The 15,082-nt window shown below is 39.1% G+C and carries 16 protein-coding genes; 5 read left to right on the top strand and 11 right to left on the bottom strand.

The genetic code is table 11. The features are described from left to right. Window positions 1-247 precede the first annotated feature (247 nt). The 4 genes from MKX97_RS02065 to MKX97_RS02050 all read left to right on the top strand — a co-directional run bounded on the left by MKX97_RS02065 (window position 248) and on the right by MKX97_RS02050 (window position 2,416). Window positions 248-424 (top strand): hypothetical protein, encoded by a 177-nt coding sequence (locus tag MKX97_RS02065; RefSeq protein WP_342536821.1) that lies wholly within the window; start codon window positions 248-250, stop codon window positions 422-424. A gap of 130 nt (window positions 425-554) precedes the next feature. Beyond that, a complete protein-coding gene (locus MKX97_RS02060) occupies window positions 555-992 on the top strand; it encodes a DUF4181 domain-containing protein (protein ID WP_342536820.1) in 438 nt (145 codons plus the stop codon). A gap of 103 nt (window positions 993-1,095) precedes the next feature. Further along, window positions 1,096-1,851: an arylamine N-acetyltransferase gene (locus MKX97_RS02055; protein WP_342536819.1), complete on the top strand. Its 756-nt coding sequence runs from the start codon at window positions 1,096-1,098 to the stop codon at window positions 1,849-1,851. Window positions 1,852-2,020: 169 nt separating this feature from the next. Further along, window positions 2,021-2,416, top strand: a complete 396-nt coding sequence (locus MKX97_RS02050; protein WP_078817467.1) for a VOC family protein — start codon at window positions 2,021-2,023, stop codon at window positions 2,414-2,416. Between the two features lie 41 nt (window positions 2,417-2,457). On the opposite strand, the gene MKX97_RS02045 is transcribed toward MKX97_RS02050, so the two are convergent. From MKX97_RS02045 to MKX97_RS02005, 9 genes are all read right to left on the bottom strand, one after another. Then, on the bottom strand, window positions 2,458-3,363 hold the full coding sequence (locus MKX97_RS02045) for a chemotaxis protein (RefSeq protein WP_078817468.1): 906 nt from the start codon (window positions 3,361-3,363) through the stop codon (window positions 2,458-2,460). Between the two features lie 142 nt (window positions 3,364-3,505). Continuing rightward, window positions 3,506-5,560, bottom strand: coding sequence for an EAL domain-containing protein (locus MKX97_RS02040; RefSeq protein ID WP_342536818.1), 2,055 nt, complete (start codon window positions 5,558-5,560; stop codon window positions 3,506-3,508). 591 nt (window positions 5,561-6,151) lie between these two features. Next, complete coding sequence (locus MKX97_RS02035) at window positions 6,152-6,952, bottom strand: carbon-nitrogen hydrolase family protein (protein WP_342536817.1); 801 nt, start codon at window positions 6,950-6,952, stop codon at window positions 6,152-6,154. Window positions 6,953-6,963: 11 nt separating this feature from the next. Then, window positions 6,964-7,968, bottom strand: coding sequence for a TRAP transporter substrate-binding protein (locus MKX97_RS02030; protein WP_342536816.1), 1,005 nt, complete (start codon window positions 7,966-7,968; stop codon window positions 6,964-6,966). Window positions 7,969-8,014: 46 nt separating this feature from the next. Further along, window positions 8,015-9,301, bottom strand: coding sequence for a TRAP transporter large permease (locus tag MKX97_RS02025; RefSeq protein ID WP_342536815.1), 1,287 nt, complete (start codon window positions 9,299-9,301; stop codon window positions 8,015-8,017). Between the two features lie 4 nt (window positions 9,302-9,305). After that, window positions 9,306-9,767, bottom strand: coding sequence for a TRAP transporter small permease subunit (locus MKX97_RS02020; RefSeq protein ID WP_342536814.1), 462 nt, complete (start codon window positions 9,765-9,767; stop codon window positions 9,306-9,308). After that, complete coding sequence (locus tag MKX97_RS02015; protein WP_342536813.1) at window positions 9,751-10,497, bottom strand: creatininase family protein; 747 nt, start codon at window positions 10,495-10,497, stop codon at window positions 9,751-9,753. Before MKX97_RS02015 ends, MKX97_RS02020 begins: the two co-directional genes overlap by 17 nt. A gap of 14 nt (window positions 10,498-10,511) precedes the next feature. Further along, on the bottom strand, window positions 10,512-11,153 hold the full coding sequence (locus MKX97_RS02010; protein WP_342536812.1) for a GntR family transcriptional regulator: 642 nt from the start codon (window positions 11,151-11,153) through the stop codon (window positions 10,512-10,514). A gap of 1,305 nt (window positions 11,154-12,458) precedes the next feature. Further along, window positions 12,459-12,821, bottom strand: coding sequence for a conserved phage C-terminal domain-containing protein (locus MKX97_RS02005; protein ID WP_342536811.1), 363 nt, complete (start codon window positions 12,819-12,821; stop codon window positions 12,459-12,461). A 97-nt stretch (window positions 12,822-12,918) separates the two neighbouring features. Here MKX97_RS02005 and MKX97_RS02000 point away from each other — a divergent pair, with 97 nt between their 5' ends. Continuing rightward, on the top strand, window positions 12,919-13,143 hold the full coding sequence (locus MKX97_RS02000; RefSeq protein ID WP_342536810.1) for a hypothetical protein: 225 nt from the start codon (window positions 12,919-12,921) through the stop codon (window positions 13,141-13,143). A gap of 137 nt (window positions 13,144-13,280) precedes the next feature. On the opposite strand, the gene MKX97_RS01995 is transcribed toward MKX97_RS02000, so the two are convergent. Next, entirely contained in the window at window positions 13,281-13,769 is a 489-nt protein-coding gene (locus tag MKX97_RS01995) for a metallophosphoesterase family protein (RefSeq protein ID WP_342536809.1), read from the bottom strand. Between the two features lie 666 nt (window positions 13,770-14,435). Beyond that, window positions 14,436-15,080, bottom strand: coding sequence for an L-fuculose-phosphate aldolase (locus MKX97_RS01990; RefSeq protein ID WP_342536808.1), 645 nt, complete (start codon window positions 15,078-15,080; stop codon window positions 14,436-14,438). Window positions 15,081-15,082 lie beyond the last annotated feature (2 nt).

Raw genomic sequence — 15,082 nt, 5'->3', positions numbered from 1 at the left:
GGGTCCTATCTTCTAGAAGCGTCAACAAGTACATATTATTTACTATCCTTTTGTTTAAACTTGTTCGCTTTGATTGGAGTCATCCTGTCAAACATAAAAGGACGTATTAAAAATACTGATGGGAACGGAAGCACGGAAAGAAAACAGAGATTAATAGCTTGATGACGCCAACATAATAATTCCTTGTGTGGAATAACACGTGTAGGAATACAAGGTATTTAGATAACTTGAAAAAGGAGTGTGCAGGATGAATACCTATCAAAAACGTTCCGTGTATATTTCAATTATAGTTCTTGCTTTCTTTTTAGCATTATCCTTAATTACACATCAATGGGGATTCTTTTTGTGGAGTCTATTGCCTGTTTTTATTGTTTTGATGACTGTGTTTTCCAGCAAGATCAACAAAGGAAGCGGTAATAATTGAGAAGTTTTATTCACCTGCCGGACTTGATAAACGGATAAGCACAATCCCTATCAGTTCCAGATTGCAATATACAATTATCTTGCGTATAGATACCTTTTTAAATAAATAACTAAGGTGTGATGAGATAAATATGATTTATTTCGGGGTGGGATCATCTTTTTGGCCAACGTTCTTCCTTTTTTTATTCGTTGTTTGGCTGCTGTTTTTTTCGTTTAATGCCATTATGAGAAAAATCCTTAAAGTTAAAAGGAAGAAGTTATTTTCATATAACCATATGAATGCATTGCATAAAAAGATTGATTGGACCATTCGAATTGTCTTTATTGTTGCTATCATAGTCGGAAGCATCGTCAATGTATCAAGACTGCCATCGGATCCAATCTTGTTTTTAGAACCTTACATTTTACTGTTTGCATTAATTTTCATAACTGAAATCGTTACAGCTATTATGGAATGGAAGTATGCAGAAAATAAAAATGCTTACATTTTAACAACTTCTCAATTAGTTCTTCTTGCAATGCTCTTACTTTCAATGTATTTGACTGATTTTTTCGGCTTGTTTGGGTAGACTTAAAAATATACACATACAGTACTATTGAAGCCAATTTTCTTAAAAGGCTTTACCATAGCAGACAGTAAATTAAATAATTTACGTAAAGGAGCATCCCGATATGAAAATTAGTCAATATTTGCAACGAATCGGTCTCAAGGACATAAAAGGGATAAGTATTGAAACACTTTCCCAACTTCAGATGCAACATATGCTGCATATTCCCTTTGAAAATTTAGATGTGATGCACAATGTTCCAATTCCCTTAGACGTAGAAACGTATTACAACAAAATTGTACTGAATCAGCGCGGCGGTTTTTGTTATGAATTAAATGGGCTATTCAACTGGTTACTGCAAGGGCTTGGCTTCAACAATCATTTGATAGCTGGAACCGTGAGAACCCCCAAAGGCACTTGGGCAAAAGAAGGAAGTCATGCCGCCCAGATTGTCCAACTAGATCAGCCTTATTTAGTCGATGTCGGATTTGGCGACTCTACTAGAATGCCACTCCCCTTAACAGGCAAACCGCAAGAAGACGTCAGCGGGGTATACCGTGCAGAAAAGATAGAAGAGAGTATTTTTGACCTGCAAAGAAAAGGTAACGACGCTGAATGGAATACGTTGCTTCGCTTTGACATAACCCCTAAAAAGTTAATGGACTTTGAAGAGGCATGCCATTTTAATCAAACCTCCCCTGATTCCCATTTTACGAACAAAGAACTCATCACGATTGCCACTTCGGATGGCCGGATTACACTTTCAGGGGATACTTTAGTCGTCACTCACAATGGGGAAAAACAAGAGAAAACCGTTCACAACAGCGAAAGGGCTACTGTTCTGGAACGATACTTCGGTATTCATCTTAAGGAATCATGATATACTCTTTCATTAGGCTGACATGTCCCCAAAATGGTTGGTCGCATTTCCCTACCAATGAAAGAACACGTTTCGGTCTCAGACCACCGCAAAAAAATTCAGCTTATTATAAAAGAAGTCCGCAGTTGCATGTGAGAAACTTAAGAAAACAGAGGAAGGATTGATTTATATGGAAAAAGTTACACCATTTTTAATGTTCCAAGACGGCAATGCAGAAGAAGCAATGAATTATTACACATCACTTATTGAGGACTCGGCAATTACAAGCATCACCCGCTACGGAGCGAATGAAGCCGGAGATGAAGGCACGGTGATGCATGCGACTTTCTCTTTGAAGGGGCAAGAGTTTATGTGCATCGACAGTAATTTGAAACATGAATTCTCCTTCACTCCTTCGTTTTCAATCTACCTCACTTGCACTTCGGAAAAGGAGCTGGACGATCTTTACGGGAAACTGATCCAGGATGGACAAGCTCTTATGCCGCTGGATGACTATGGTTTCAGCAAGAAGTTTGGCTGGCTAAATGATCGGTACGGTATTTCATGGCAATTAAATCTTCCGTAATAAATAAAGGAGGCTCCAGAATCAACTGGAGTCTCCTTTTCTTACAATATATACTTATCGATTTTCAATACAAGCTCGGCAATTTCCGGCTTGCTTACTTGATCGTCCGCCCCGACGCTCAATCCTTTATGCTTAAGATCGTCCGTGATTAGCGAAGAGAAGATGATGACCGGCAATCCAGCAAGCTTCGGATTCTCGCGAATTCGTCTCGTAAAGTGATGGCCGTCCATTTGCGGCATCTCGATATCCGTGATGACGAGCTGGACTTCTTTTTTCACGTCGATGCCTTGTTCTACAATGCTTTCCAAATAATCGAAAGCATCTTTACCGTTCTCATAAAAGTCCAAGTTGCCATAGCCTGCTTCTTGCAACGTATCATTCAATAATTTACGCAACAGAGGGGAATCTTCTGCAATCAAAAGACGCTTGTCAGATCGCTCTCGTTTGCCTAACTTCTTCACCTGGTCCACATTTATGCCCGCGTCCGGATTAATATCGAGGATAATCTTTTCGAAATCCAGCAATAACAGCATTTCGCCGTCTAACTTGATGACACCGATGACTTGGGAATTCTCGGCTGCATAGATGCCTGAAGGTTTCTCGATCTGATCCCATGAAATCCGATGAATCTGTGTCACATTGTGTACTTGGAAAACGACGGTCTGTTTATTAAACGAAGCGACGATATATTTTTCATCTGAAGGATTGCTTGAAGGAGCCATCCCTAAAATCTTTTCCATGTTGACGACTGGCAACACTTCGCCGCGTAACTGGACAATTCCCTCCACCGCAAAATGCGCGTGCGGAATCGGGGTGATCGGCAACGGCATAATAATCTCTTTCACTTTGATAACGTTGATACCGTAACGGTTGCCTCCCATTTCAAACCCGACAATCTCCAGCTCATTTGTACCACTTTCCAATAAAATCCCTGAATCGTTCGCCAACTTCTTCCACCCTCTCAGACGATTTGTTCTATCTATTTATCAAAAATTCATAGTATCGTATGCATTTTGGTTCCATAGGACTACTATACCATATGGATCGCCTATCAATCTATGGCAATGCGAAGAAATATAGTAGATCCATTTATTTTGAAGACTGCTTACCGAGTTGCATTACTCGTTGGCATTCATCCGATTCATCAATCCACTCCACCAATTGGTCTACAGCCATCGGTCTTGCGAAGTAATACCCTTGAAAAATCAAGTCCGGTTGAAGATCCAGCAAGAATTCCACTTGCTCCTCGGTTTCTACTCCCTCGATGACGATTTGCAGATCCATAGATTGCCCTATGTTCAGGATAGCATTGAGCACGGCGCATTCTTTCGGCGACGCAGGAACTACATCCGTGAACGATTTATCGATTTTCAATGTCGTGATCGGCAATTGCTGCAGATAGGAAAGCGAGGAGACACCCGTACCGAAATCATCCAGCGCTACCGCGAAACCATAGCGCTTAAACCTCTTTAATGCGGTCATAGCGAGCGTGATCGATTTCGCCGTACTCGTTTCCGTGATTTCCAGCTCAATCCGATGAGACTCTATACGGAATGCGTCCGTCTCTTTCCATAACACGTCCAATAAATGCGGCTCCGTTACGTATTCGCCCGGAATATTGATGGCGACTTGTGGAATATGCACACCTTGCGCGTCCCAGTCGTGAATCTGCCTGCAAACTTTATGGATGATCCAGTCGGTCACTTCCCCCATCCGTCCATCTGATTCTAAAAATGGTACGAATACAGCGGGCGATATCGGTCCGAGTTCAGGGTGATTCCATCGCAGCAGAGCTTCTACTCCGACAAAATCAGTAGTGCTACCCTTCACTTTCGGCTGATACACAATATGCAGATGCTCTTCCTCCATCGCTTTCGAAATATCCCGCAACACTTCTTGCTCATAGGACGTTCCATAAATAGCCGGGTCAAACGTAACCAAGCCCCACTCACGAGAAAGAGTCGCTTGATCGACGACCATCAGCGCTTCTTGGTACAATTGCTTTTTCGTTTTCCGCTGATCCGCTTTCGCTAATGCACACGTATAGCGCATCTCCTGTCGTTTGATCGGCAGCAATTGGTCAATCTCTCGTTGAAGAATGACCAGATTTTTATAGAAATCCGCCGAACGACCGGATTGATTGACGCAGAATAAATATCGATTTCCACTTACCCGATACAATTGCGCGAACTTCGGCTTCCATTTCGACAATAGCTCGCCGATTTGCTGCAAGATCTTATCGCCAGCCTCATAGCTATATAGCTGATTGACACGCTGCAAATCAGGGAAATTCCAGACCGCCACATCTCCTGCCGCTACATCATCCGTCAGTTCACGTTCCCAATTCCGTCGATTGGGCAGCTTCGTCAATACATCAAAATACTTCAGCCAATAGTCCAAATAGCCGTCAATATAGGTTGTCAATAACATGACGACCAGCAATACACCTACACCCACACCAATAATCGAATTCAATAAAAGCATATGATTGACTGCTTGATCCATGAATGGCTGCCCGATTTTTATATAATAGCGAGTCCCGAGTAGACCTAAATAATGCATGGCGGCTGGTGCCAACGTCAAACATAGCATGGCAATCCACTTTCCAGCAGTCGTATTTTTTGGATTACCGATGAGCCGAAAGGTGATGTAAGAAAACAAACCGACAATCACGTTCGCCACCAGGAGCAGTTGCCAGTCATACTGAACCACGGCTTCGACTTCCATCGATTGCATACCGATCACATGCATAGCCGTCATGCCTTCTGCAAATAGCACAGCAGCAATTGTATATTTCCAATTAGGTTTCATAGGACCTTGAATAAGTTGGAATGCCAGGAAAGAAGCAATGATGGCCGGCAACATGGATAGAAAACTGGTCATGTAATTGACATGCATATCCAGCGGGAGCGATAAGGAGTTCATCGATACAAAATGAGTTGCCCAAATCCCAAAACCCATGGCCAACGAAGCCAGAATAAGCCAGATTTCTCGCTTAAAGAAGCTCGGTTTCTGCATCCGGTCATAAAGCGACAACGTGGTGTAGGATGTGAAGCCTATGACGAGTAGAGACAATAAAAGTATACCGATTGAATAGGTGCTCGGGATTTCAATATATTGTTGGTAGTCTGGTGGAGTAAACATATTGCCTCGCCTCCTTAGCCTGTGACAAAAGGGGAAATTTTACTTCTTGGTGATTCTAAATGCTCATTCTCGTATAATGTCTATAAATCTAGTTAGTATTTATTATTTACTATATTCCTATTCTAGTCAACGACTTTTAGAGGGGTTTGTGTTGGAAAATGGGGAATTTAATAGAATTGTGTATCTTATGATTGGCGTATGCCATCTATTCATAGCAACTCCCGGCTACACTTTTGGGGTATTCAGGAAATAACAAAAAATTAGAGACCATGAAGTCTTTACCTTCAATAAATTGGTGCGTGATTTGCTACTGAAGATCGTCGAGGGGGATGGGGTGATTTCTCCCAAGTTGGAAGTGATGGTAGAGCATGGAGGATTTTGTTTACACCAATAGAAAAGTAATCATCCAGCTATCCTGAAAGTTAGCTGGATGATTACTATCTTTAGTTAAACAACTTTTATAATTGGACTGTATCTCTAAAAAATGGTATCTAAATATGAAACAAACATGAGAGTTTTAACATACACGTTTGTTCGAATTATCATAGATATTTAATCAAACGCAATAGCTTTCTGCACAGGCACCTATTATTAATACAAAGATGGCCTTCTATTTTTTAAGCATGGAAGTTGACTTCTTAATTTTGCAATATACTCTCTATCTACTTCTGCGGTGATAAGCCCTTCCCTATCGGATGCTCTAGCTATTACAACTCCCCAAGGATCGATAATCATGGAACTACCAAAGGTAGAGTTCCCCTCATAAGATCCAATTTGGCCGGGCGCTATTAAATAACATTGATTCTCGATAGCTCTGGCTTTCAAAAGTGTTTCCCAGTGATGGATTCCTGTTCCTAAGTTAAATGCTGCAGGTACAACTAGAATTTCTGAGCCTTTTAACATTAACTTTCTGAACAATTCAGGAAATCTCAGATCATAACAAATACTTAAACCTATGTTTCCTATTGAGGTTTCCGCCATAACAACATCATTTCCTGGTTCGATCAAATCAGACTCTTTATAGGTCACTACACCCTCAACATCAATGTCAAATAGATGCATCTTTCTGTACTTTGCGATAATCTCACCTTGATCATTGATTAAAACACTTGTATTATAAGCTTTCTCATTATCTAACCGTTCTAGCATACTTCCACAGTGTATGAATACACTTAACTCTTTTGCCTTTTTCGCTAATAAATCCGTTGTTGGACCTGGAATCATTTCGGCATGTTCAAGTGCTTCTTTCTTGCTACTTATATAATTCATGTATTCGGGAAACACAATAAATTTTGATCCCGATTGAGCTGCCTCTTCTATATAACGGACGGCTTTTTGTAAATTTTCTTGCTTATCTTGGTTGGAATTTAGTTGAACTGCTGATACTAGCATTTATAGACCTCCTATTTTCCTAACAATTTTATTTCCTCATATAATTCTTTACCAAAAACTTCTTCTGCAAGTTGATCGGTTGTGCTTTGCGCTACTTCCCTAAAGCTCTCAACATCTGAATCAACAAATTTCATGCCTTCTTCTTTTAACTTCTCTATATATCCTTCTTCTTGTTCTTCATAGAGTTCATCTACAAAACTCGAAATCTCTAACCAATTTTCTTCTAGAATACTTTTTTCATCCTCGGTTAAAGAGTCATATTTTTTCTTATTCATAATTAAAGTCCTTACAGGGAAGTTATGGTACGTCTTATTAATTGTATCTTGTACTTCATAGAAACTATTATTGTAAATAATTTCGTAAGGATTTTCTTGTCCATCCACAACTCCTGTTTGAAGAGATGTAAACAGTTCTGTAAATGAAAGCGGAGTAGGATTAGCCCCCATAGATTTCCACCCCTTAACCACAGCAGGAGTCTCCGGAACACGAATTTTTAATCCCTTTAAGTCTGATGGTGTCTTAACTTCAATACCATTCGTTGTAAGGTACCGCGTTGAAAATGGAACAAACCCTACTACCTTGATTCCCGTTTCTTCCTCAATTAATTCTTTAATCTTTTCTGCCGTATCTCCTTGTATTACAGACTTTAAATGATCAGCATCCTTAAATAAGTAGGGAATATAAAATGCCCCCGCAACTTCACTTCCAGGTATCGCGCCTTGTAGTGCAATATCAACACTTCCTTGTTTTACGGACTCAAATATCTCAGCATCAGAACCCAATTGTCCGGAATGAAAATGTTCAATATGGATCTTTCCATCAGTATCTTCATTGACAGTTTCCGCGAATTTTTCCATCCCAGTGGTATAAGGACTTTTTTGATCAACAACATCGGCAGATCTCAATTTAAGAGTACCATTTGCCCCTGCTGTAGAATCTGAATTTGCTTTTGATGAGCATCCTGTTAAAGTACCTATTAAAAGAATCGTTACAAGCGACTTGTAAAGCAATTTCATTTCAATCATCTCCTTTTTCAATATTCAGTCATATGAAAATGTAATATTACTTCATTAAGTTAGGTAGAAATAGTGAGATCTGTGGAACAAATGTAACCAAACCTAACACGACTAAGAGTACGACCATAAATGGTATTGACTCTCTAATTACTGATGTAATAGGAACTTTAGCGATAGAGGCAGTTATAAACAAATGTAACCCTACTGGTGGCGTTACCAGACCTATCATTAAATTCACCACAATAATCATTGATGCATGAATTGGATCAATACCTAATTCAGTTAGCAATGGAAGCAAAACAGGTACCGAAAGTAAAATGATCGGTATCGCCTCTAATACCATGCCTAAAATCAAAAGCATGATATTTACAACAATTAAAACTACAAAAGTATTATCACTTAGTAAGAATAGCAAATCTCTAACACTATTCCCCAAGTTATAATAAGTAGCGAGCCAACCAAATAGTACACCCGCCGCTGAAACTAGCATAATAACCCCTGCTGAAACAGATGAAGCAATTAAAGTTTCATAAAAGTTTTTAAAAGACATTGTACGGTATACAAATGTCGTTACAATTAAAGCATAAAGAACACCAAGTACGGCAGATTCTGTAGGGCTTGCGATGCCAAATATTATACTACCCACAATAATGACCGGTAATAGAAGTGCCAGAAATGCGTTTCTCGTTGCTGCTATCTTTTCTTTGATAGTAGATTTTTGTTTAATCGCCATTTTAGTTTTTTTAGCATGAAAGTAAATGTAGAACATTAATGCTATTCCCATTAACAAGCCAGGCACTACTCCTGCAATAAAAAGTTTTCCGACGGATAATCCGGCAATAGAACCAATAATAATCATTGGAATACTAGGTGGGAATACCGGGCCGATTGTTGATGCATTCGCTATTATTGCTGCTGCTCGAGCGGGTTTATACCCCTCCTTTTCCATGGCAGGTATCAGTATACTCCCTGTTGAGGCACAATCAGCTACAGCAGAACCAGACATTCCAGCCATTACAACATTCAATCCTACTCCTGTTTGTGCCAATCCGCCTGGAACATGTCCAAGAAACGTTTGAGAGAAAGTTACTAACCTATCTGTGATCATTCCCCTATTCATTAGCTCTCCAGCAAGAATAAATAATGGAATCGCGGTAAAACTAAACTTATCAACTCCACTAAAGATATGCTGTGAAATTGTTTGGATCATAAGAGGAAAATCACTGAACTGGCTAAAGATTACAACAAGTGCTGCACTACTTAGCATTACTAAAGATATATCCATTCCCAAAAGCAATAGTATAAATAAAGAAATAAACAGTATAGCTAACATATCATCACCTCTGTATTTCCTTAGGTTTCATTATTCCAAATAAATTTCTAGTCAATTTAATAAATATTAGCAGAAAACTTATTGGTATCGCTAGAAAAAATATACCTTTGTTCCAACGAAGCGCTACAGTGGGTGTTCCCCATATATCTGATAAAAATAAAATACCACTATATAGAACAATTAAAGATATAACAATAGAAAGTATCGAAATAATAAAGTCATTCCACTTTCTAAGTGTTTCAGGAAACACATCTATTAACATAGTAATTTTTAATTCTCCACTCTTATAGTAGGCAAGTGCCCCCCCTAAAAAAGAGAAGGCAATTAAGACCTGTCTAGCTAGTTCTTCGGACCAAGGTACAGAAATCGATAAAACTCTAGAAAATATTTGAATTGTAACAACCATTGTTAGGATGATCAATAAAACAGATGAAACGCCCTCTAGTGTCTTATCTATCTTCCGCACTGTACCCCCAACTTTCTTCTAAGAATTGCACAATGCGATTAACTGAACGTTCAACTAGTTCTTTTCCTTTCTCAGGCGTACCAGCAGTCGCATGGCCGATAGTACCAGACTTACTCAAATCTCCATACTTAGGGTATTTAATAACGTCAGGGAATTTATCAGAAGATGTGGGTGGCTCATCTGTAATCAAACTCATATCACAGTATTCTGGATATAAATACCTCAGAATCGCAGTACCTGCTTCACTAGCATGAGCATGTGGAAATTCCGTCTCAACAATTCCTTCATCTAGAGTCTGCACAAATCTCCAGTAGTCAATTTGAGCACACCTCATATTTTCATCTCTTTCAAGGTCACGACTTAGCTGATCAATGATAGGAACATTTCCAACATGATTATTTACAAACAAGAAATCAGTAAAACCCCATTTTTTCAAGCTTGTCATTATATCCCAAAGATAGTTTTTAAAACTTTCCGGTCTAATGGTAATAGTTCCTGGAAAGTCGTCTAGCATTGATGAGTCTCCTACCTCCATTAAAGGACCTACAATTGCTTTTGTTTTAATCGCAACCAATTCTGCAATTTTAACAGCGACTAACGCGTCAGAGCCGAGTGGCAAGTGTGGACCATAAACCTCGAAAGCTCCTGTAGGTATAATAACTAAGTTTGTACCTTCTTTGCTTTTCACAAAATTTTTCCAACTCATATTTTTAAGTAATGTAGTAGTCATTAAAATCTCTCCTTTTAAAATAGTGTTATTTTTCCTTTTTCTATATGCTGTTCAAGTATTTCAGCACTAGTAAGATTAGCATTAACATTTAGATTTTCTACAATCCTAGTATGATCCTCTATCAGACCATGAATTGCAGTTGATTGAGATTTTAATAAATGTTTTGCAGTCCGTATGGTCATAAGTCTTTCTCTACAGTTTTTATAGTTTTTTAAAAACTGTGTATTTCCGTTTACTTCAAGTAAATACTGATGAAAGTCCATATCTAATTCATTGAACTCCAAGTAATCTTTATTCTCTACAGCTATTTTTTGTTTTCTTACATTTTCTTTTAAGTAAGATATATTTTCTTTGGAAAACTCGATCACCTGTCTGATAGCGAATGTCTCTATCGCTATCCTTAAATCAAATAACTCGTTCTTTTCAACTGCAGTAGGATTCCAAAAATAAATTCCTTGATTTGAATAAATTTTAATAAACCCCTCAATTTCCAATCGATGCAAAGCATCTCTAATAGGTGTTCTACTCATATCAAGTAAATTGACTAAACTACTTTCTGATGTGAACTCCTCTTCGCCTTCTAATATAATACTCTTGATTTTCTTATAAGCGATGTCTTTTAAAGAAGACTTAGTTTGACTTTGAATTGAGATCACCTCCTTGATAATCCGTTGAATACAACTTGTATACAACTTGTATTTAACATACTAAACAAAATAGTCGGAATTGTCAACATCATTTTGTTGACGCTTTCATTTTTTTGAAAACTGACAGACAACTCCAGTTCCTATCACACTACTAATAAATAATTCAGATTGCGGAGGTGTTATCATTTCATAACATTAATAATCAGCACTCATTGACAGCACTCAATGAATAAATCCTACGCATATTCATACATCTCGTATTCTTATACTTCTTTATAATAAGGCTTTGAATATTTATGGAGACTATATTACTTTTCTGAAATCTTTTTAAGAACCAAGCTCTCATTGGGCTCTACACTACCATGGCCCTGTCCGAATTACCTATGTTATTATTTGTTGCAGTCAGAATAACTTAGATGTTCGCTCCTAGGATGCTTAAGTAGATTTATAACAATGAATTACATTGATAATTTGCAACTTTATTAGTTTACGTATTCACGTCTGATCGCGGAATTGAACAAGCCAAGTTTCGTTCCCATTATCTCTATCTCTAAATTGCACCTAGATACTTTAACAAATAGTGTAAATTCTTCGCGAAGATGTCGTAGCTTATTTTGTTCTTCACTTTCCACTGAAGATCCAAGTGCCGGAGTGAGGTTATGTCCATTTCAAATTCCCCCTTTTCCGAATCCATTCACTCCTCAACCGATACCGCATACCCCTAATACACATAACTAAAAAACGTCTCCTAGATTAATCTTCGCAAGACACCACTGAAATAACCCAGCAGATTGTGGATGTTTTTCTTTATCTCCATCACACTCATAGACCTTGCACGGTACCCAGATATTAGAACAACTCCTTTTAATTTTATGTAATTTAAACTTCATCCCCCCCTCCAACGCTCTGTAGATTCCAAAAATTTATTGTGAATTAAATGTTTGCGGATCTGGCACGATTTACAAAAAAACTCTATAAAAACAACTGGCTCTCAAACAACTCCGAAAGACTACAGGAGTAGATAAGGCCCATGTATTTTCACTGTAATTCCATCTATTCAATCCCCTGCATCTGAAACATCACCCTCTCCCCGCCTTCGCATGCCCGGCATAAGCGGGGAATTCAGCAATGCGTTTCTTCCGTTCGAACAGGAACTCCTCTTTTCCTGTCTCGGCGGAAGCCATCACTCTGAACAGGAGGCGGTAGGCATTCAGGACATCCTTGTTGTTTTCACCGAATTACTTTCCGTGCAGCCGGAATACGTCCAATGCGTGTTCAGCGAAGTAGAAGGCGAACCAGTCTTTGGTTTAAGTCTTAATCGCATACAGTTTGATTCGCCCAATGCCCAACATATTGGACTCGTGCAAGCGGAGGACCGCTGCTTCGTCGGGTTGCACCTTCTTCAGCTTCTCCACGGTGTCGTTCACACCGATTTTGCCGTTTGTCAGCGCCCAGTAGATTGTATACGATACGAGGCTCATGTCCCTTGATGTCTTCTACTGAATAGCCTTCATTCAGCCGGGCATTGAGGAGTTTCTTGCTGGATGCGGCGTTTACCTTGAACTGTTTAGCGGTTTTCAGGTTGTGGTGTTCGATGATCATTCTGATTTCGTCATGGTGAAGCCCGACAATCTCTTTTTTAGAGTTCTTATGTTCTTTACTTATTGGTCTGCTCAACTCAGGCAATTCCATCTGTCCGTCATGGGCAGTTGCTGTTGCCTGTTTCGGGTAGTGGTTCCGTTCTTCGACAGTGACAAAATCGTTGGCGGAATAATTGACGCGGTACCATTTCGTCTGGTCGGCTTTTATCTTGTTGTGTTTGGAAATGGAAGATGAATTGGACGTATCCAATTCCACGATTCGGCGGGCTATCCGAAAGCTGATTAAACTGGAGATGATCCGGCGGGTAGCGTTTATCGAACCGCAAACGCTGGGACCCGGGGCCAATATCTATGTGATTTTGCCGGTAGGTGGACGTACAGACGCGGTTGCAGATTAAGACACAAAATGAGCCGGAAGGACGGTTGGGTCCTTCCAGCTCAAATTTAAGCACCTTTGTGTCAAACAAGTTTGTTGAATCAATCGTGATGTTCAATCAAAAACGATCGTTATTTGCACAGGCGCCCCGGATAATGTTCAGGAGAAAAATATATGTCGTACTTCAATCCCTTCCTCCAGATTCATAACCGCGAATGAATAGTAAGGATTCGTTCGTTTATCCATCAAAGATCCCGGATTAATAAGTAGACGCTGCTTAAAATAACGGAGCGAAGGAATATGAGAATGCCCAAAGATAATGACGTCAACTGGCTCATCAATAAAAGTATCAAACGCACGCCTGTCGGTTGTTTTTCCACTTCCATGTCCATGAACGATACCAATTCTAAAGCCTTTCAGCGTAATTATCTCTCTTTCGGGCATCTTCTCTATGATTTGTTCATCATCAATATTCCCCTGCACTCCAGTGACCGGTGCATACTCCGACAGGGTTTCATAAACCTCTAGTGTCGACCAATCACCTGCATGAATAATATGGTCGGCCTGATCCAATTCATTTATGAATCTCTCAGGAAACATGCCGCCTCTTTTTGGCATATGTGTATCAGACAAAATCACTACCTTCATTTCTAAGCCTCCTGAACAGCAGGCAGGAAACTTTCCCGCTGATTATCCGAGTAATGCCTTAATGTTATTGAACACAAGGTCATTTATATTTCAGAACTCATAAGTATGATTATTTTAGCCACATCGTTCTTTATTGGGGCTAGCAATGACACTTCCAATTCCCTCATTACGCAAATGCTCTTTACGTCAGACTATCATTAGATATTGGGTGGCTTTATTATTGCCTGGTTAAATTTGTTGTTTGTCATTATTACTTGACATTTTCTCGCCAGATTCAAAGGGGTTACACCTTATAAAAGGTCTGTACACTTAAATTACACCCATCAAATACAGTGTGTTAATTAATGTGCTCAAGTCCAGTAAGCAAATAAGAATTCGTTATGAACAGGGTAGCTCTTTTATCAAAGAAAATGACACCATATTAATTGAATGTTTCATTGTTACGCTGACTGATGGAAGTATCCTATTGGCTTCTAAATTATGTTGGGGCCTCGTTCCTCAACAACAATATACAGTTTCACATATAAAATGAAGGCATGTACATTCGTCTTGATCAGATAAGTAAAAAAATAAACAGTTCGTCTATATGATTAAAAATCATCACAGACAACTGTTTATCTCGCATATGGTAAAAGCGCATAGTTATATCATGTTTTTAGTTATAAGTTATGCTTTTTGACCATATGACTTGAACTTTTCTAACATTTGATCCATTTCGCCATCAGATAACAACACCGGTTCCCCTAATTGCTTAGCACGATAGTAGATTTCAGCACAGAACTCAATTTCTTCTGCTATATTAAAAGCATTTTTCAAGTCTATTGCCCCAGCCAACATTCCATGGTTAGCCAAGAATACTGCTTTTCGATCCTGCATTGCAGCAAATGCATTTTCAGCTAATTCATCAGTACCGAAACTTGCATATTCGGCGCACCTAACATTTCTACCGGCATAAGCTACTAAATATGACACAGCAGGTAATTCCCATCGTAAGGAAGCTAAAGTTTTGGCAAAGGTAGAATGTGTATGCACAACTGCATTTATGTCTTTGCGTTCCCGATAAAAAATAGAATGCATGCTCAACTCACTGGAGGGCTTGTTTTTTCCATCTATAATATTGTGTTTTAAGTCCAATATCACAATATCTTCTGGTGTTAATTTATGATATTCAATACCACTTGGACTTATAGCCATCAAATTTTCATCGCGATTAAAGACACTAATATTACCTCCTGTGCCCTTTGTTAACCCCTGAGTAATTAATTTATTACAGAACTCAACTATTTTCTTTCTTTCTTGTTCTAATAACATCT

It is taken from the genome of Sporosarcina sp. FSL K6-3508, assembly GCF_038615825.1.
Taxonomy (GTDB): Bacteria; Bacillota; Bacilli; order Bacillales_A; family Planococcaceae; genus Sporosarcina; species Sporosarcina newyorkensis.
Note: the sequence above shows the minus strand (reverse complement) of the source record. Positions and strands in the feature narration are given on the sequence as shown.

What these genes read in the sequence shown, in the direction of transcription:
- MKX97_RS02065 (WP_342536821.1), top strand. Translation starts at nt 248, where the DNA reads ATGAATACCTATCAAAAACGTTCCGTGTATATTTCAATTATAGTTCTT.
- MKX97_RS02060 (WP_342536820.1), top strand. Translation starts at nt 555, where the DNA reads ATGATTTATTTCGGGGTGGGATCATCTTTTTGGCCAACGTTCTTCCTT.
- MKX97_RS02055 (WP_342536819.1), top strand. Translation starts at nt 1,096, where the DNA reads ATGAAAATTAGTCAATATTTGCAACGAATCGGTCTCAAGGACATAAAA.
- MKX97_RS02050 (WP_078817467.1), top strand. Translation starts at nt 2,021, where the DNA reads ATGGAAAAAGTTACACCATTTTTAATGTTCCAAGACGGCAATGCAGAA.
- MKX97_RS02040 (WP_342536818.1), bottom strand. Translation starts at nt 5,560, where the DNA reads ATGTTTACTCCACCAGACTACCAACAATATATTGAAATCCCGAGCACC.
- MKX97_RS02035 (WP_342536817.1), bottom strand. Translation starts at nt 6,952, where the DNA reads ATGCTAGTATCAGCAGTTCAACTAAATTCCAACCAAGATAAGCAAGAA.
- MKX97_RS02030 (WP_342536816.1), bottom strand. Translation starts at nt 7,968, where the DNA reads ATGAAATTGCTTTACAAGTCGCTTGTAACGATTCTTTTAATAGGTACT.
- MKX97_RS02025 (WP_342536815.1), bottom strand. Translation starts at nt 9,301, where the DNA reads ATGTTAGCTATACTGTTTATTTCTTTATTTATACTATTGCTTTTGGGA.
- MKX97_RS02015 (WP_342536813.1), bottom strand. Translation starts at nt 10,497, where the DNA reads ATGACTACTACATTACTTAAAAATATGAGTTGGAAAAATTTTGTGAAA.
- MKX97_RS01995 (WP_342536809.1), bottom strand. Translation starts at nt 13,769, where the DNA reads ATGAAGGTAGTGATTTTGTCTGATACACATATGCCAAAAAGAGGCGGC.
- MKX97_RS01990 (WP_342536808.1), bottom strand. Translation starts at nt 15,080, where the DNA reads ATGTTATTAGAACAAGAAAGAAAGAAAATAGTTGAGTTCTGTAATAAA.